The sequence below is a fragment of the Streptomyces sp. CB02009 genome, assembly GCF_001905825.1.
Lineage (GTDB): Bacteria > Actinomycetota > Actinomycetes > Streptomycetales > Streptomycetaceae > Streptomyces.
On record NZ_LIVV01000007.1, the window covers coordinates 282,590 to 298,981 of the forward strand.

At 73.5% G+C, this 16,392-nt stretch carries 13 protein-coding genes; 9 read left to right on the forward strand and 4 right to left on the reverse strand.

Going from position 1 to position 16,392, the window contains the following annotated elements; translation table 11 throughout:
• The first annotated feature begins 5 nt into the window (after nucleotides 1–5).
• Nucleotides 6–1,517, forward strand: coding sequence for a CoA-acylating methylmalonate-semialdehyde dehydrogenase (gene mmsA, locus AMK27_RS28035; protein ID WP_073913750.1), 1,512 nt, complete (start codon nucleotides 6–8; stop codon nucleotides 1,515–1,517).
• Between the two features lie 206 nt (nucleotides 1,518–1,723).
• Here mmsA and AMK27_RS28040 read toward each other — a convergent pair whose 3' ends face one another.
• The gene (locus AMK27_RS28040) at nucleotides 1,724–2,155 is read right to left on the reverse strand and encodes a GNAT family N-acetyltransferase (protein WP_073913752.1); all 432 of its coding nucleotides are present in this window, start codon (nucleotides 2,153–2,155) and stop codon (nucleotides 1,724–1,726) included.
• A gap of 134 nt (nucleotides 2,156–2,289) precedes the next feature.
• Between AMK27_RS28040 and AMK27_RS28045 the strand changes: the two genes are divergently transcribed.
• Together AMK27_RS28045 and AMK27_RS28050 are read left to right on the forward strand one after the other, a co-directional pair.
• A complete protein-coding gene (locus AMK27_RS28045; protein WP_073913754.1) occupies nucleotides 2,290–5,052 on the forward strand; it encodes an alpha/beta fold hydrolase in 2,763 nt (920 codons plus the stop codon).
• A complete protein-coding gene (locus AMK27_RS28050) occupies nucleotides 5,049–5,945 on the forward strand; it encodes an ABC transporter permease (RefSeq protein WP_073913756.1) in 897 nt (298 codons plus the stop codon). Before AMK27_RS28045 ends, AMK27_RS28050 begins: the two co-directional genes overlap by 4 nt.
• A 54-nt stretch (nucleotides 5,946–5,999) precedes the next feature.
• On the opposite strand, the gene AMK27_RS28055 is transcribed toward AMK27_RS28050, so the two are convergent.
• Nucleotides 6,000–6,722, reverse strand: coding sequence for a hypothetical protein (locus tag AMK27_RS28055; protein ID WP_073913758.1), 723 nt, complete (start codon nucleotides 6,720–6,722; stop codon nucleotides 6,000–6,002).
• A 216-nt stretch (nucleotides 6,723–6,938) separates the two neighbouring features.
• On the opposite strand from AMK27_RS28055, the gene AMK27_RS28060 reads away from it, so the two are divergent.
• From AMK27_RS28060 to AMK27_RS28075, 4 genes are all read left to right on the forward strand, one after another.
• Entirely contained in the window at nucleotides 6,939–8,549 is a 1,611-nt protein-coding gene (locus AMK27_RS28060) for a vWA domain-containing protein (protein WP_073913760.1), read from the forward strand.
• 33 nt (nucleotides 8,550–8,582) lie between these two features.
• Nucleotides 8,583–9,050 (forward strand): anthrone oxygenase family protein, encoded by a 468-nt coding sequence (locus tag AMK27_RS28065; protein ID WP_073913761.1) that lies wholly within the window; start codon nucleotides 8,583–8,585, stop codon nucleotides 9,048–9,050.
• 400 nt (nucleotides 9,051–9,450) lie between these two features.
• Nucleotides 9,451–10,332, forward strand: a complete 882-nt coding sequence (locus AMK27_RS28070; RefSeq protein WP_073913763.1) for an AfsR/SARP family transcriptional regulator — start codon at nucleotides 9,451–9,453, stop codon at nucleotides 10,330–10,332.
• Nucleotides 10,333–10,545: 213 nt separating this feature from the next.
• Complete coding sequence (locus AMK27_RS28075) at nucleotides 10,546–12,576, forward strand: helix-turn-helix domain-containing protein (protein WP_073913766.1); 2,031 nt, start codon at nucleotides 10,546–10,548, stop codon at nucleotides 12,574–12,576.
• 35 nt (nucleotides 12,577–12,611) lie between these two features.
• Here AMK27_RS28075 and AMK27_RS28080 read toward each other — a convergent pair whose 3' ends face one another.
• Complete coding sequence (locus tag AMK27_RS28080; RefSeq protein ID WP_073913769.1) at nucleotides 12,612–13,883, reverse strand: IS701 family transposase; 1,272 nt, start codon at nucleotides 13,881–13,883, stop codon at nucleotides 12,612–12,614.
• Between the two features lie 385 nt (nucleotides 13,884–14,268).
• Between AMK27_RS28080 and crcB (AMK27_RS28085) the strand changes: the two genes are divergently transcribed.
• Together crcB (AMK27_RS28085) and crcB (AMK27_RS28090) are read left to right on the forward strand one after the other, a co-directional pair.
• A complete protein-coding gene (gene crcB / locus AMK27_RS28085) occupies nucleotides 14,269–14,712 on the forward strand; it encodes a fluoride efflux transporter CrcB (protein ID WP_073913772.1) in 444 nt (147 codons plus the stop codon).
• Nucleotides 14,709–15,062: a fluoride efflux transporter CrcB gene (gene crcB, locus AMK27_RS28090; protein ID WP_073913775.1), complete on the forward strand. Its 354-nt coding sequence runs from the start codon at nucleotides 14,709–14,711 to the stop codon at nucleotides 15,060–15,062. The genes crcB (AMK27_RS28085) and crcB (AMK27_RS28090) overlap by 4 nt, the downstream gene beginning before the upstream one ends.
• A 9-nt stretch (nucleotides 15,063–15,071) precedes the next feature.
• Here crcB (AMK27_RS28090) and pucL read toward each other — a convergent pair whose 3' ends face one another.
• The gene (pucL, locus tag AMK27_RS28095) at nucleotides 15,072–15,989 is read right to left on the reverse strand and encodes a factor-independent urate hydroxylase (RefSeq protein WP_073913778.1); all 918 of its coding nucleotides are present in this window, start codon (nucleotides 15,987–15,989) and stop codon (nucleotides 15,072–15,074) included.
• Between the last annotated feature and the right edge of the window lie 403 nt (nucleotides 15,990–16,392).

Below are 16,392 nucleotides of genomic sequence, written 5' to 3' on the forward strand. Positions count from 1 at the left end.
TCGTCATGACGAACACCGTCAAGACCGTCAACCACTGGATCGGTGGCAAGACCGTCGAGGGCACGTCGGGCAACTGGGGCCCGGTCACCGACCCGGCCACCGGCGCCGTGACCACGAAGGTCGCGCTCGCCTCCGTCGAGGAGGTCGACGCCGCCGTCGCCGCCGCCAAGGACGCCTGGGCGACCTGGGGCACCTCCTCGCTCGCCCAGCGCACCACCATCCTCTTCAAGTTCCGCGCGCTCCTCGACGCCAACCGCGACGCCATCGCCGAGCTGATCGTCGCCGAGCACGGCAAGGTCCACTCCGACGCGCTCGGCGAGGTCGCCCGCGGCCTGGAGATCGTCGACCTGGCCTGCGGCATCACCACCCAGCTCAAGGGCGAGCTCTCCACCCAGGTGTCGAACCGGGTGGACGTGGCGTCCATCCGCCAGCCCGTCGGCGTCGTCGCCGGCATCACGCCCTTCAACTTCCCGGCCATGGTGCCGATGTGGATGTTCCCGATCGCCATCGCGACCGGCAACACCTTCATCCTCAAGCCGAGCGAGAAGGACCCCTCGCCGTCCCTCAAGATCGCCGAGCTGCTCGCGGAGGCGGGCCTCCCGGACGGCGTCTTCAACGTCCTGCACGGCGACAAGGTGGCCGTCGACCGCCTCCTGGAGCACCCGGACGTCTCCGCGATCTCCTTCGTCGGCTCCACCCCGATCGCCCGGTACATCCACACCACCGCCTCCGCGAACGGCAAGCGCGTCCAGGCGCTCGGCGGCGCGAAGAACCACATGCTGGTCCTTCCCGACGCCGACCTCGACGCGGCGGCCGACGCGGCCGTCTCCGCGGCCTACGGCTCCGCGGGCGAGCGCTGCATGGCCATCTCGGCCGTCGTGGCCGTCGGCTCCATCGCCGACGAGCTCGTCCAGAAGATCCGCGAGCGCGCCGAGAAGATCAAGATCGGCCCCGGCACCGACCCGACCTCCGAGATGGGCCCGCTCATCACGGCCGTCCACCGCGACAAGGTCGCCTCCTACGTCCACGGCGCCGCGGACGAGGGCTGCGAGGTCGTCCTCGACGGCACCGGATACACCGTGGAGGGCCACGAGGACGGCCACTGGATCGGCCTCTCCCTCCTGGACCACGTGCCGACCACCGCCAAGGCCTACCAGGACGAGATCTTCGGCCCGGTGCTCTGCGTGCTGCGCACCGACACGTACGAGGAGGGCCTCGCCCTCATCAACGCCTCGCCGTTCGGCAACGGCACCGCGATCTTCACCCGCGACGGCGGCGCCGCCCGCCGCTTCCAGCTGGAGGTCGAGGCCGGCATGGTCGGCGTGAACGTGCCGATCCCCGTACCGGTCGGCTACCACTCCTTCGGCGGCTGGAAGGACTCGCTCTTCGGCGACCACCACATCTACGGCAACGACGGCGTGCACTTCTACACCCGGGGCAAGGTCGTCACCACCCGCTGGCCGGACCCGTCCGACGCCCCGGCGGGCGTGGACCTGGGCTTCCCGCGCAACCACTGACGCGGGCGGTCCGCGCCGACGGCCCCCGGGGTGCTGACAGCACACCCCGGGGGCCGTCGGCGTGCTCCGGTCCCGAGGGGTCCCGGTGAGGACCCGGTCGGCGCCCCTCGGCGAAGGCCGGGGCGGCGGCCCTCACCCAAGGCCGCGGCCGGCGGTCCTCGCCGAGAGGCGCCCGACCGGGCCGGCCGTCCTCGGTGACGCCCCGGTCAGTCGTCCTCGGCGAAGGTCCAGCCACGCATCGTGAACACGCCCTCGTCCGCCGCGCCCGCCGACCGGTAGGTCGCGAGCGCGGGACCGTTGTCCGTGTCCACGCCCACCCACACACCCCGGCAACCCCGCCCCCGGGCCTCCGCGAGGAGTGCCTCGGCCAGCGCCCGCCCTACCCCGCGCCGACGGTGGGCCTCGTCCACGGACAGCTCGTAGAGGCACATCTCCGCACCCTTGTCGGGGTGCAGCATCTCGATCCCGGAGACGAACCCGGCCGGGAAGCCGTCGGCGCCGTCATCGGCGTACGCGATCAGCATCAGATGGCCCGGTGCCGCCAGGAAGCGCTCCGCCCAGGCCTCCCGGGGTGGGTCGTCGTACAGGTGTCCCGCCGCCAGCAGCTCCGCCACCGTCGCCGCCCGCCGGATCTCCATGCCGTCTCCCTGTGCTCGGGTGTCCGCGTACCGCGCCTGCTGTACGCGGACCGTACTGCGTACGACCGGAGGAGGTGCGGCACTTCCGTCTCCGGGCAGCCGTGGCGCACCGGCCGCCCGCTTAGGCTCGAACCATGCGACTCCGACTTCCCCGGTGGGCCGCGGTCACCGCCGTCCTCGCCGTCCTCGCGGGTGCCGGCACCTGGACCGCCGTCGCCTCGGACGATCCGCCGCCCGTACACCGGGCGGACCGGATGCTCGATCTCGACGGCGCCCGTGTCGACACCTCCTACTTCACCGGCGACGCCGACGGACGCCGGCCGGCCGTCCTCCTCGGCCACGGCTTCGGCGGCTCCAAGGACGACGTCCGCGCCCAGGCCGAGCAGCTGGCCAGGGACGGCTACGCCGTCCTCACCTGGTCCGCGCGCGGCTTCGGCGTCTCCACCGGCGAGATCGGGCTCAACGACCCCGACCACGAGGTCGAGGACGCCCGGAAGCTGATCGACTGGCTCGCCGCCCGGCCCGAGGTCCTCCTCGACAAGCCGGGCGATCCGCGCGTCGGCGTCACCGGCGCCTCCTACGGCGGCGCGATCTCGCTGCTCGCCGCCGGACACGACAACCGCGTCGACGCCATCGCCCCGCAGATCACCTACTGGAACCTCTCCGACGCCCTCTTCCCGGACGGCGTCTTCAAGAAGCTCTGGGCCGGGATCTTCTTCTCCGCGGGGAACCAGCCCGGAACCCCGGCCGGGGTCGCACCGGGGGAGGTCCCTCCGGGGCAGCCCACGGGCGGGAACCCCACCCCGGGGAGGGCCTCAGGGGAGAAGGGCTCCGCGGACAAGGCCCCCGCGGCCGAGGGGGCGGCGGGGAAGCCGGCCGGCTGCGGCCGGTTCACCCCCGAGCTCTGCGCCCTCTACGAGCGCGTCGCCGTCGCGGGGAAGCCCGACGCCGCCGCCCGGGCCCTCCTCGAAGCCCGCAGCCCCTCCGCCGTCGGCTCCCGGATCAAGGTGCCCGCGCTGCTCGTCCAGGGACAGACCGACTCGCTCTTCACCCTGGCCCAGTCCGACGCCATGGCCCGCACCCTCACCGCCAACGGCGCCCCCGTCGCCGTCGACTGGATCTCCGGCGGCCACGACGGCGGCGACCGCGAGACCGAACGCGTTGAGCGACGGATCAGCACCTGGTTCGACCGCTACCTGAAGAAGGACACCTCCGTCGACACCGGCCCCGCCTTCCGCGTCAGCCGTACCGGCGGTGTCGACTCCACCGACGGGCAGGCCACCCTGCGCGCCGCGACCGCCGACCGCTACCCGGGTCTCACCGCCGGTGCCACGGGCATCCCGCTCGCCGGACCGGCGCAGACCTTCGCGAACCCCGCCGGCGCCGCACCGCCCGCCGTCTCCGCCGTCCCCGGCCTCGGCGGCGGAGTCGCCGGACTCTCCTCCCTCGGCGTCGGCCTCTCCCTCGACTTCCCCGGCCAGCACGCCCGGTTCGACGCGAAGCCGCAGGACGAGCCGCTCCGGATCACCGGCACCCCGACCGTCCGCGTCAAGGTCACCTCCACCGCCACCGACGGTTCCGCCGTCCTCTTCGCCAAGGTGTACGACGTCGGGCCCGACGGCCGGCAGCAGGTGCTGCCCGCCCAGCTCGTCGCCCCCGTCCGCGTCGACGGCGCCCGGGCCGGCAGGAGCGTCACGCTGACCCTGCCCGCGATCGACCACGAGGTGGAGGCCGGACACCGGCTCCGGCTCGTCGTCGCCGCCACCGACCTCGGCTACGCCTCCCCGGCCGTCCCCGCCGACTACACCGTCGCCGTCGAGGGCCCGCTCACCGTCCCCACCGGCCCCGGCCTCGACACCCAGGCCGCCGCCCTGCCCTGGTGGGTCTGGGGCCTGCCGCTCCTCGGCCTCGCCGGCGCCGCCGCGCTGCTGCTCACCGCCCGCCGCCGCACCGCCGCCCCCGCGCCCGACCCCGCACTGGCCGCCGTACCGCTCCAGATCACCGGGCTCTCCAAGAAGTACAAGGGAGGCGACCGGTACAGCGTCAAGGACCTCGGCTTCCGCGTCGAGCAGGGCCAGGTCCTCGGCCTCCTCGGGCCCAACGGCGCCGGAAAGACGACCACCCTGCGGATGCTGATGGGCCTGATCACCCCCGACGAGGGCGAGATCCGGGTCTTCGGCCAGGCCATCCGGCCCGGCGCGCCGGTCCTCTCCCGCGTCGGCTCCTTCGTCGAGGGCGCCGGCTTCCTGCCGCACCTCAACGGCCGGGAGAACCTGGACCTGTACTGGAAGGCCACCGGCCGTCCCGCCGAGGACGCCCATGTCGACGAGGCCCTGCGCATCGCCAACCTGGGCAACGCCCTCGACCGGGCCGTCCGCACCTACTCGCAGGGCATGCGGCAGCGCCTCGCCCTCGCCCAGGCCATGCTCGGCCTGCCGGACCTGCTGATCCTCGACGAGCCCACCAACGGACTCGACCCGCCGCAGATCCGCGAGATGCGCGAGGTGATGATCCGGTACGCGGCCGGCGGCCGTACCGTCATCGTCTCCAGCCACCTCCTCGCCGAGGTCGAGCAGTCCTGCACCCATCTCGTCGTGATGGACCGCGGGCAGCTCGTGCAGGCCGGACCGGTCGCCGAGATCACCGGCTCCGGCGACACCCTGCTCGTCACCCTCGCGGAGGCCGTCCCCGACGCGCTCGTCGAGAAGGTCGGCGCCCTCCCGGGCGTCGCCGCGGCGACCCGGACCGACGGCGGCATCCTCGTCCGCCTCGACACCCTCGACCCGACCGCCCTCATCGGCGCACTCGTCGACCTGGACGTGCCGCTGACCGGCGTCGGACCGCACCGGCGCCTCGAGGACGCGTTCCTGACCCTGATCGGAGGAGGAGCCGCATGAGCCCGCTGCCCGCCACCCCCACGGCTCCCGCCGCCCCCGCCGCACCGGTGGACGCCGCCCCCGGCTACCGCCCCGGACGCACCCTGCCGCTGCGCGTCGAGGCCCTGCGCCAGTGGAAGCGCCGCCGCACCATGATCATGGGCGGCATCCTGGTCGCCCTGCCGTTCGTCCTGCTGATCGCCTTCGCGATCGGCGGCGACCAGGACCGCGGCGGCAGCGGCCGCATCACCCTGATGGACACGGCGACCGCCTCCGGCGCCAACTTCGCGGCGACCAGCCTCTTCGTCTCGGCCGGATTCCTCCTCGTCATCCCCGTGGCGCTGTTCTGCGGGGACACCGTCGCCTCCGAGGCGAGCTGGTCCTCCCTGCGCTACCTCCTGGCCGCGCCCGTGCCCCGGTCCCGGCTCCTGGCCTCCAAGCTGACGGTCGCCCTCGCCTACAGCGCGGCCGCGATGGTCCTGCTGCCGCTCGTCGCCCTGGCCGTGGGCACCGTCGCCTACGGCTGGGGGCCGCTCCAGCTGCCCACCGGCGGCGCGGTGCCCGCCGGGGACGCGGTGCTCCGCATCGGTATCGCCGTCGCCTTCGTCTTCGCCTCCCAACTGGTCACCGCAGGCCTCGCCTTCTGGCTCTCCACCCGCACCGACGCACCGCTCGGCGCGGTCGGCGGAGCCGTCGGTCTGACGATCGTCGGCAACGTCCTGGACGCCGTCACGGCGCTCGGCGACTGGCGCGACTACCTGCCCGCCCACTGGCAGTTCGCCTGGATCGACGCGCTCCAGCCGCAGCTGGAGTGGGGCGGCATGGTGAAGGGCACGGCGATCTCGCTGACGTACGCCCTCGTCCTCTTCGCGCTGGCCTTCCGCGGCTTCGCCCGCAAGGACATCGTGTCGTAGGCGCTGTCTCGGGCCCCGAACGGCGATTCCGGCCGGGGCCCCGGGGTCTTCTGCTCACAGCCACCCCCTTCGAGCCGCTTCCGCGCCCGCGCGGAAGCGGCTCGTCGTGCCGAGGGCGGCCATCAGCTCGCCCACCCGCCGGCTGTACGTCCGCGCGGACATGCCGAGCCGGGCCGCCGCCGTCTCGTCCGTGACCCCCGACAGCAGGGCGTCGAGCACCGGGCGCAGCTGCGGCGGCAGATCATCGGACGGCGGCCGCGGGGCCGGCGGGGCGTACGTCAGCTCCTCGGCCGTCGCCCAGCAGGCGTGATGCGCCCGGGCGAGGGCCTGCACCACCACCGGGTCGCGGATCAGCAGCAGCCCGTTGTAGAGCAGTTCCAGGTCGAGCGGGACCGCGGCCACCGTGCGGTCGACGACGATCATCTTGAACGGGATGGCCTCCGCGAGCCGGGCCCGGCCGGGAATCCGGAGGCCGCCCTCCAGGAGCGGCAGCGCGTGCCGCGGCACGATCCGCCGGACCTCGACGGCCCGCTCCGCCGCCGCCCGCATGCAGGCCTCCGCCAGCTCCAGGAACGGCTCGGGGATCGCGCAGCCCGCCGACGCCACCGGGTCGTCGAAGGTCAGCAACTCGTACCGCGTGGAAGCGGCCAGCCCGGCGAGCGCCGCGCTGATGCGCCGCGCACCCCGGACCGGGCGCCCCGCGGGCCGCTGTCCCTCGGTCGCGGCCCGGTTCATCGCCGAACGGGCGAGCATCACGGAGCCCGCGCTCTCTGCCACCGCTGACCACCCCCGCCCGATCGATGTCCACTCCATGTACGCATGTGACTGCACACGGTGACAACCCCTGTTGAGAAGGATGGCGAATCCATGCCACACGTCGTCCGATCCGATCGCCGTTGCCGCATCGAGATCCATCCGCAACCCCTTCGACTGCTCCCGGCGGGCCCTTCGTTCGTCACATTCACAAGTGGCTTACCAAGAGGGGGAGATGACATGGCACGACAGGACAAGGCGGCGGCCGGACGCCGCCGGGCCCGGTTCTCGGCCACCGTCGCGGCTCTGCTGGCGGCCGGACTGGCCGTCGGGGGCTGCGGCGCCGGCGGCGAGCGGAGCAGCGCCGACCGGGCGAAGGGCGGGGACGGCCGGACCGCCCCGGCCGTCCCTGACGGGGGAGCGGGCACCGTGGCGCCCGAGGACGCCGACGGCGCGGCGCGGGACCGGCAGCCGTCCGCCCGGCCCGCCCCCGACTACCTCTCCACGTTCGCCCTGGACGTGGACACCGCCTCGTACGGCTACGCACGCCGGACCCTCTCCGAGGGGCGGCTGCCCGACCCGGCGACCGTGCGCCCCGAGGAGTTCGTCAACAGCTTCCGCCCCGACTACCCGCGTCCGGAGGACAACGGCTTCAGCGTGACCCTCGACGGGGCCCGCGCCGGGCAGGACGGCTGGTCCCTGGTCCGGGTCGGCCTCGCCACGCGCGCGGCGGACCGGAGCGGCGAACGCCCGCCCGCCGCCCTCACGTTCGTCGTCGACGTCTCCGGATCGATGGCCGAGCCCGGCCGGCTCGACCTGGTCAAGGAGTCCCTCGGGCTCCTCGCCGACGAGCTGCGCGACGACGACTCGATCGGCCTCGTCACCTTCAGCGACCAGGCCGAGACCCGGCTGCCGCTGACCCGGGTGGGCGACGCCCGCGGCCGTATCCGCGAGGTCGTGGACTCCCTCGCGACGAGCTCCTCGACCAATGTCGAGGCCGGTGTCCGCACCGGCTACGACGTGGCCGTCGAGGGCCACCGCGAGGGCGCCACCAACCGGGTCGTGCTGCTCTCCGACGCGCTCGCCAACACCGGTGCCACCGGGGCCGGGACGATCCTGGAGCGCATCGACGCGGAGCGGAAGCGGTACGGGATCACCCTCTTCGGCGTCGGCGTGGGCAGCGACTACGGCGACGCGTTCATGGAGCAGCTCGCCGACCGGGGCGACGGCCAGACCACGTACGTCTCCACCTCCGCGCAGGCCCGCAAGGTCTTCGTGGACCAGCTGCCCGCCCATGTCGAACTGCGGGCGCGGGACGCCAAGGCGCAGGTCTCCTTCGACCGTCGGACCGTCGAGAGGTTCCGGTTGATCGGCTACGAGAACCGCGAGGTCGCCGACGAGGACTTCCGGAACGACCGGGTCGACGGCGGCGAGGTCGGAGCCGGTCACACGGTCACCGCGCTGTACGCGGTCAGGACCAGGTCCGGGGCGACCGGCCCGGTGGCCACCGCCACCGTCCGCTGGCTCGACCCGGCCACGCGCGCGCCCCACGAGCGTTCCGGCTCGGTCGGCACGGCCGCCCTCTCCGGTGACGTCTGGGGCGGCGGTCACGACAGCCTGCAACTGACGGCGATCACCGCCTACTTCGCGGACGCCCTGCGGGGCGGGGACCTGCCGGGCGCGCCGGGTCTCCCGGTGCTCGCGGAGCGCGCCGAGTCGATCGCCGGCCGCTCGGGCTCGGCGGTGGTGCGGGAGCTGGCCGAGGCCGTACGGCAGGCCGACCGGCTCCGTGGGCCGGTCGAAGAGCCCACGGGCGAGGGCGAGTTGAAATCCGGTGATCCGTACAGCTGACGTGGTGGGCGGGCAGCGGGTGAGAATGGCCGCATGGCTTCCCTGCTGCTCGCCCTCGCCATCGGATCGACCGGCCTGTACGCCGGTTTCATGCTGATCTTCCAGACCGGGATCATGCCCGCGCTCGCCCGTCTGGCGGACGCCGAGTTCGTCACCGCGATGCGCCGGATCAACGAAGCCGTCCCGAGGGCCGCGTTCCTGATCGTCTTCCTCGGAGTGCTCGCCTTCCCCGTCGCCGCGTTCCTCGTCCCCGTCGACGGCCGCACGGACACCCAGAGGTGGCTGGTGCTCGCGGGGCTGGTGTGCGCGGTCCTCAACCACGTGGTCACCGTCGCCGGCAACGTCCCGCTCAACAACGCGCTGGCCGCGTCGGAGGCGACGGGTGACGAGCCGTCGGCCGTCCGGGCCGCCTTCGAGAAGCGCTGGAACGGCTTCCACCGCGTCCGTACCCTGCTGATCGTCGTCGCGTTCGGCCTGCTGACCGCCGCCGCCGTCGTCTAGGGCGGGTCCGTTCCGCGCCTTTCCGTCCCTTCCACCTCCGGCCCGTCGGGCATGCCCCGGCGGGCCGTTCGGCCGCCCGCCCCCGGATGCCGCCGGCCGCGGAACCGTACCCCCTGGACGGTTTCTGGCGTGATCTCGTGCGTGTCGGCCTCTTCGCACTCCACGAAGATCCCGCGAAAGCGTACCTACGAGTCCGGAAACAGTCTTCGGGCATGTGTTGGTCTGCGCCAGTGACGAAAATCTTACGTCCTTATAGCCCCCCAAAGGGGGTGAATCACCCCGATATCCCGGGTTGGGTTTCCATACCCTCCGGTTTCTTATTGACATGCCTACGGGGGTCTTTTCTAATCATCGAGAGTCATCCCGCGCGCTGACACCGCACAGGCATGGAGGGGGCAAGGTGGACGTCCGGATTCTGGGGGGACTGTCGGTACGTGAGCACGGGGTGTCGATCACGCCGACAGCCGCCGCGCCCCGGCAGCTCCTCGCCCTGCTCACGGCCAGCGCCGACCAGGTCGTCCCGGTGACGGTGCTCACCGAGGAACTGTGGCCGTCCGGCGCACCCCGCGGCGCACGCGCCGAACTCCAGGCCCACATAGCCGAGTTGCGCACCCTCATCACGGGTGCGCTGCGCGACGCCCCCTCGGCGGAGCCCGGGCCCGGCTGGTCCGACCGGCGCACCGCCGACGCGATCCTCGTCTCCCAGCCCGGCGGCTACCGGCTCGACACCGGCGGCGGCACCAACGACGTCCGGCAGTTCGAGCGCGCGGCCGGCGCCGGATACCGCGCCATGGAGGCCGGCGACCTCGACCGCGCCGCGCTCCGCCTCGGCGAGGCCCTCGCCCTGTGGCGCGGCGAACCCTACGCGGGCGTCGCCGCGGGGCCCCGCCTCCGCCGCGAGGTCGAGCGCCTCGAAACCTCCCGGCTGAGCGTCCTCGACCAGTGGGTGGAAGCCCAGTTGGGCCTCGGCCGGCACGCCGAACTCGTCCCCGAACTCTCCGGACTCGTCGCCCGCTACCGCACCAACGAGCCCCTCCACGCCCACTACATGGTGGCCCTGCTGCGCTGCGGCCAGCACGACGAGGCCCTCACCGTGTACGAGCGGCTCCGCGCGGCCCTCAAGGGGGAGAGCGGCATGGAGCCCTCGGCACGGCTGCGCCGACTCCAGCGCTCGGTCCTCGCCGTACGGACCACCGAGGTCCGCCCGCTCTACGCGCCGCGCGTCCCGGCCCAGTTCAGCTCCCCGCGGGCCCGCCTCGTCCCTGCGGGGTCCGTGGGCTGACCTCCGACGCGGCCCGCGGCACGGCCGCCCGCTCGACATCACAGCCCCCCGAAGGCGGCCGGTCCGACCAGCCGGACGCCTCCCGGGGGCCTTCACCGGGAATGAAGTGCGGGAACTCACCGTTGACCGACTCCCGAAGCCGAATTAGTTTCGGCGAGCAGTACGGGTTTCCTCCCAGGTGCCCGATTTCGCTCGACTACGGGGGACGGGGCCATGACCTTGCACGGCGCGGACGGAGCCGGTGGTGCCGACGCGCTGCTCACGGTCCTCGAACTACTGGCCCGGCAGGCCCCGCCCGCCCGCTTCGACAGCCTCCTCGACGAGGCCAGGCTCGCCGGAACCGGCGGCGCGGAACTCGACCGCGTCGAACGGGCCGTCGCCCTCGCCGGAGAGGTGACCGCCCGCCGCGAGGCGGAAGAGCGCCGCGAGGCGGGACTCGCCACGCTCACCGACACCGCCCGCGACCTCACCCGGTCGTACGACCTCGACAGCCTGCTGCGCGTGATCACCCGCAGGGCCCGCCGACTCCTCGGCCTCGACCTGGTGTACGTGACCCTCCGCGGCCCGCAGGGAACCTGCTACGTCCACACCGCCGAGGGCTCCCGCACCGGACAGGCCGGCGGCCCGAGGATCGCCCCCGGCCTGCGGATCGCCGAGGGGTACGGGCTCGGCGGCGCCGTCCAGGCGCACGGCGAGGCCGTGTGGACCGCCGACCGCCTCGCCGACGAACGCTTCGCCTCCTTCGACTCCCTCGACGCCGGCGTCCACGTCCCCGCCTTCGACGAGGTCGCCGAAACGGCCCTCCGCGCCGAGGAGGTGCACGCGGTGATGGCCGCGCCGCTGCGCAGCGGCGACACCGTCATCGGCGTCCTGCACGGCGCCGACCGGCGGGTCCGCCACCACACCGGCGAGGAGATCGGGCTGCTCACCGCGCTCGCCGACCTCGCCGCACTGGCCGTCGAGAAGGCCGGACTCCTCGACAGGACCCGGGCCGAGGTCTCCGAACTCGAACGGGACAGCTCCCGGGTCCGCACCAGCCTCACCCGGATGCGGCACGTCAGCGAGGCCCACGGCCGGATCATGAGCCTCGTGCTCGCCGGCGGGGACCTGGGCAGCGTCGCCAAGGCCGCGGCCGACGCCCTCGACGCCACGGTGATGATCCGCGACCAGGGCGGCCGCTGCCTCGCCACCGCGGGAGACATACCCGGGCTCGTCGAGGAGGCCGTCGCCAAGGCCTCGCTCGACGCGCACGCCCGCCGCCGCCCGGTCCTCGCCGACGACGACACCTGGGTCGCCCCCGTCATCGCCGGCTCCGAAGACCTCGGCGGCCTCGTCATCCGCGCCGCCGGCGGCCTCACCGGCGAGGACGAGCGGCTCCTCGAACTCGCCGCCCAGTCCGTCGCCTTCCTCCTCCTCATGCGGCGCTCCACCGCCGTCGCCGAGGGACCCGTCCGCGACGAACTCCTCGACGACCTCATAGCCGACCCGCCGCACGCACCCCAGCAGATCGCCCAGCGCGCCCGCCGCCTCGGCGTCGACCTGCGCAGACCGCACGTCCTCGTGCTCGCCCGGCCGGAGGGCGGCGAACAGGGCAGGGCCGTGGTGTGGGCGTCCTCGTACGCGTACCGCCTCAGCGGTCTGAAGACCGTGCAGGGCGGCTGCATCGTGCTGCTGCTCCCCGGCATCGACGCCTCCGCCGCCGCCAGGGCCGTCGCCGACGAGCTGTCCCCGCTGCTCGGCCACCCCGTCTCCGTCGCCGCCGCCGGACCCGGCCAGAGCCCGGACGGCGTCGCCCGGATGCACCAGGAGGCCGGGCGCTGCCTGGACGCGATGAGCGCCCTCGGCGGCACCGGTTCGGCGGCGTCCGTGCAGGACCTGGGCTTCCTCGGGCTGCTGCTCTCCGACGACAACGACGTCGACGGCTTCGTCGAGGCGGCGATCGGACCCGTACTCGACTACGACGCCGAGCGGTTCACCGACCTCACCCACACCCTGGAGGCGTACTTCGCGTCCGGCGGCAGCCCGACCAACGCGGCCGAGGCGCTCCACGTCCACCCCAACACCGTCTCGCGCCGGCTGGAGCGGATCGGCGAACTCCTCGGCCCCGAGTGGCAGAAGCCCGGCCAGGTCCTGGAGGTCCAGCTGGCGCTGCGCCTGCAGCGCACCCGGGAGGTCCTGGCCAGGGGCCGCGCCACCGCGGACCCGGGCCGGCCGGCGGCGGGCCCGCCGGAGCGGAGCGCCTGACCGCCGCGGCCGCGCGGGGCGACCGCCGGCGCGGGTCAGCTCGCCGTCCGGGCCGTCCGCCCCGATCCGTAGCCGGAGCCGTAGGACGCCTCCCAGTCGGTGGCCGCCATGACCGTCGCCGCGTGGGCCGCCGACGCCAGCGTGATGTGCCGGTGCCAGCCGCGGAACGAGCGGCCCACGAAGTCCCGCAGCCCCGCCCCCTCGCCGACCTCCACGAAGTCCCGCTCCACCCTGCGGGCCAGCTTCGTCAGCCGCAGCAGCGAGCCGACCGGCGAGGCGGTCAGATCGCTGATCCACACCCGGGCCGGGGGCCGCCGCGGGTCGTCCCACTCGCCGAGCAGCACCAGCGGACGCATCCGCTCGCCGCCCGGCGTGGGCAGCGCCACCCGCACCGCCGTGGCCAGCGAGGTGCGCGAGGTCCGCGCGCCGGCCACCGTGTCTACCCAGCTCACCGGCCTGCGCAGGCCCTTGAGCGACTCCAGGATCTGCATCGCCGACAGCGGACCGGCCCCGAAACCGGGCAGCGAGCGGTCGGCGATCGCCAGCCGGGACCCCGGACCGATCCGGGCCACGACCGGCACTCCCGCACCGGCGAGCCGGGTCAGGGCCGCCCGCCCCGCGCCGCCCCGGATGTCAAGGAGCACCGGCTTGCGGGTCACGTCCGGCCAGCGGGCCGTGTCGAGCGCCGCCGCGACGGCGCACTCCTCCAGGGTCTCCTCGCCGGCCTCCTGGGGAACCTCCGCGCGGTCGCGCCGCGTACGGTCGTTCACCCACGGGTCCGGCAGGAACAGACGCCAGTTGACGGGCACGCTCAGCTCGTCGCTGGCGAACCACACCCCGAACGCCTGCTGGCCGTGGAAGACCTGCCCGCGCTCCGGGTCGAACCGCCGGTCCACACCCACCGAGTGCTCACCGGCCTTCGGTATCGGCATCGGCCGCACCACCCAGGCCTGCGGGCAGCTGTTGCGCTCCAGGTACCGGGCGAGCGAGGCCCGCATCGGCTGCCAGTCCCAGGTGGAACTGGACACGAAGTGGTGCAGGCTCTGCTCGGCGGCGGGACCGCCTATCTGCGCGGCGATGTTGCGGATCGACTTGCGGCCCTGCGCGGTGAGCAGGCCGTGCAGATACTGCTCGGCCTTCAGGCGCTGGTCCCGGCGCGGGAAGCCGGAGAACAGCGCGGCACACAGCTCGGCGTAGGCGTCCTCGCGCGAGCCGGGCGCGCCGGCGGACCTCACGACGTCCAGGGGAACGGCCGGCGGCACGGACCCGGTCACGGTCCTGCGCTTGGTTGCGACGGATGTACTCACGACACTCCTGCCCGAAGGTTGCGCAGCTCCCTCCCGCTGCTCCACCACCGTCGCCCGACACGGCCTCCGGCGGCGAGGTGTACCCGGCACCCGAATCGGCCGCCGGATGGTGACCGGACCACCCCCCGCCGTGTCGTCGCAGGTCGGAGGCGTGTCCCGGGGCCCCTCACGGCCCACTTCCGGAGGGTCGTCCACCCCTCGGAACGGCCCTCCGGAATACCCCGTGGGGGATCTGACAGACTCGCCGGCCCCGCTTTGACCCGTCGCAGGGCGTGGCCGGACCATCGCAGAGCGAGGCTGCACGGGCCGGACCCCGGTTAATGCCCCAGGCCGGGGGCCGTGCCTGTGCGCCTCGCCTTGACCCGTTCCTCGTAGGCTTCCGGCCATGGGACTGCGCGCGGAACTGCCGGTCGTCGGGGTGGTGGCCGCCGGCGGCGCCCTCGGCGCATCCGCCCGCTACGGCGCGGGACTCGTCTGGCCGACCCCCGAAGGCGCCTTCCCGTGGACCACGTTCACGGTGAACGTGATCGGGTGCGCGCTGCTCGGCGCCCTGATGGTCCTGCTGACGGAGCGCCCGACCGAGTGGTCGACGGCGCCCCCGCACCCGCTCCTCCGACCCTTCCTCGGCACCGGGTTCTGCGGCGGGTTCACCACCTTCTCGACGTACAGCCTCGAGACCGAGCGGCTGCTGAGCGCCGGGGACCCGACGCGCGGCCTGCTCTACCTGGGCGGCACCCTCGTCAGCGCGCTCGCCGCCGTCGGGGCCGGCGTCGCCGGCGCCAGGGCCGTGCACGCCAGGACCGGCCGGGGCCGGGTGGGGGGCGCGTGAACTGGCTGCTGGTCGTCGCGGGCTCCGCCGTCGGCGCGCCCCTGCGCTACCTCACGGACCGGGCGGCGCGCGCCCGCTTCGGCCCCGGCCTCCCGTGGGGCACGTTCACGGTGAACGTCGTCGGCTCGTTCGTCCTCGGACTGCTCACCGGCGTGACGTCGGCCCAGCTCCATCTGCTGCTCGGCACGGGCCTGTGCGGGGCGCTCACCACGTACTCGACCTTCTCGTACGAGACGCTGAAGCTCTCCGAGGACGGGGCGAAGGGGTACGCGGCGCTCAACGTCGCCGCGAGCCTGGCCGCCGGACTCGGAGCCGTATGGCTGGGAGTGGAGACGGCCAGGCTGTGGTGATCCGGTGCCTCAGGCGGTGATCCAGTCGCTGGTCGCGATCACCGGCTGCACGCCCTCACGGTGGATGGTGCCCTCGATGAGGCCGTACATCCGGTCCGCCGCGAAGTAGACCTCGTTGTCGTTCTTGAGGCCGAAGGGCTCCAGGTCCACCAGGAAGTGGTGCTTGTTCGGCAGGTTGAGCCGGACCTCGTTGACCGTGGAGACGTTGTCCAGGACCCGGTCGGCCATCGCGTGCAGCGTCTGCTGGAGCGAGTAGCTGTACGTCTCCGCGAACGCCTCAAGCAGGTGGCGGCGCACCTTCTGGTACGAGCGGTCCCAGTCGTGCCCCTCGTCCGCGGCGGCCGGGGCCGAGTTCGCCCAGCGGGCGGTGACCTTGGTGGCCAGGATCCGGTCGTACGCCTCCTTGAGGGTCGTGTACTTGTCCTTGATGAAGCCGTGGAACTCCGAGTTCGTCGAGTTCATGACGGTGAGGTCCTTGAGGCCCGAGAGGACCTGGAGCCCGGTGTTCGCCGAGTAGGTGATCTGGGCGGTGCGGACCTCCTGCCCCTTGCGGGCGAAGGAGTGCTGCTCCTTGCGGGTGGGCACGGAGATCCGCTCCCAGGCGTACTCCTCCACCCGGATCTGCGCCTCGTGGATCACCGCCTGCGAGGTCACGAAGTGCTTGGCCAGGAGGATGCCGAAGGCCTCGGGGGAGGCCACGCCGTGCTCCTTGGCGAAGGCGTAGACCGTGTTCTTGGTGGTGTCGGTCGGCAGGCAGTTGCCGTTGTCGCCGGTCAGATGGACCTCGCGGTACTCACCGCGCAGCGCCACCGACACGTTCAGGTCGCGGATCTCGTGCCACGCGCCGTCGTCGCCCTTGCGGGTCACGGCGACGATGCGGTTCTCGGCCTTGCCGTACTGGTTCTGCGCCAGGACGTGCTTGCTCATGCTGCTCAGCTCCTGCGGGTACGTGGATACGGATATCCCGTACGCCCGGCGTCCAGCGTCCCCCCGTCGTCCCCGAGAGTGCCGCTCCCCGCCGTCCGACCCGTGAACGGCGGGTCGCCCCGGGACTGACGAGCATCCCGGTCCGTAGGTTTCGCTCGAAGATATGTCCCCTTCCGGCCACTGGCAATGGGTGAGCGCCGAACCGGCCGGAGCCCGCGGCCCGTGGGCCGGGTCACCCGTACGTACGGGACGCGTCAAGACGGGCACGGACGGCGTTAGGGGCACGTCAACGGAGGCGGCGGGGCGGCCGGGGAGAGGTTTCCTCGATTCGTCCGAGAATCCGTTCTTCCTTCTTCCTGCATCCGGGAGCTCACGATGGCCGACGTGGCCTTCGTCGTCACCA

Coding starts and splice junctions, on each gene's coding strand:
- mmsA (WP_073913750.1), top strand. CDS start 6: ATGACGAACACCGTCAAGACCGTCAACCACTGGATCGGTGGCAAGACC.
- AMK27_RS28040 (WP_073913752.1), bottom strand. CDS start 2,155: ATGGAGATCCGGCGGGCGGCGACGGTGGCGGAGCTGCTGGCGGCGGGA.
- crcB (WP_073913772.1), top strand. CDS start 14,269: ATGGGACTGCGCGCGGAACTGCCGGTCGTCGGGGTGGTGGCCGCCGGC.
- AMK27_RS28045 (WP_073913754.1), top strand. CDS start 2,290: ATGCGACTCCGACTTCCCCGGTGGGCCGCGGTCACCGCCGTCCTCGCC.
- AMK27_RS28050 (WP_073913756.1), top strand. CDS start 5,049: ATGAGCCCGCTGCCCGCCACCCCCACGGCTCCCGCCGCCCCCGCCGCA.
- AMK27_RS28075 (WP_073913766.1), top strand. CDS start 10,546: ATGACCTTGCACGGCGCGGACGGAGCCGGTGGTGCCGACGCGCTGCTC.
- AMK27_RS28065 (WP_073913761.1), top strand. CDS start 8,583: ATGGCTTCCCTGCTGCTCGCCCTCGCCATCGGATCGACCGGCCTGTAC.
- AMK27_RS28060 (WP_073913760.1), top strand. CDS start 6,939: ATGGCACGACAGGACAAGGCGGCGGCCGGACGCCGCCGGGCCCGGTTC.
- pucL (WP_073913778.1), bottom strand. CDS start 15,989: ATGAGCAAGCACGTCCTGGCGCAGAACCAGTACGGCAAGGCCGAGAAC.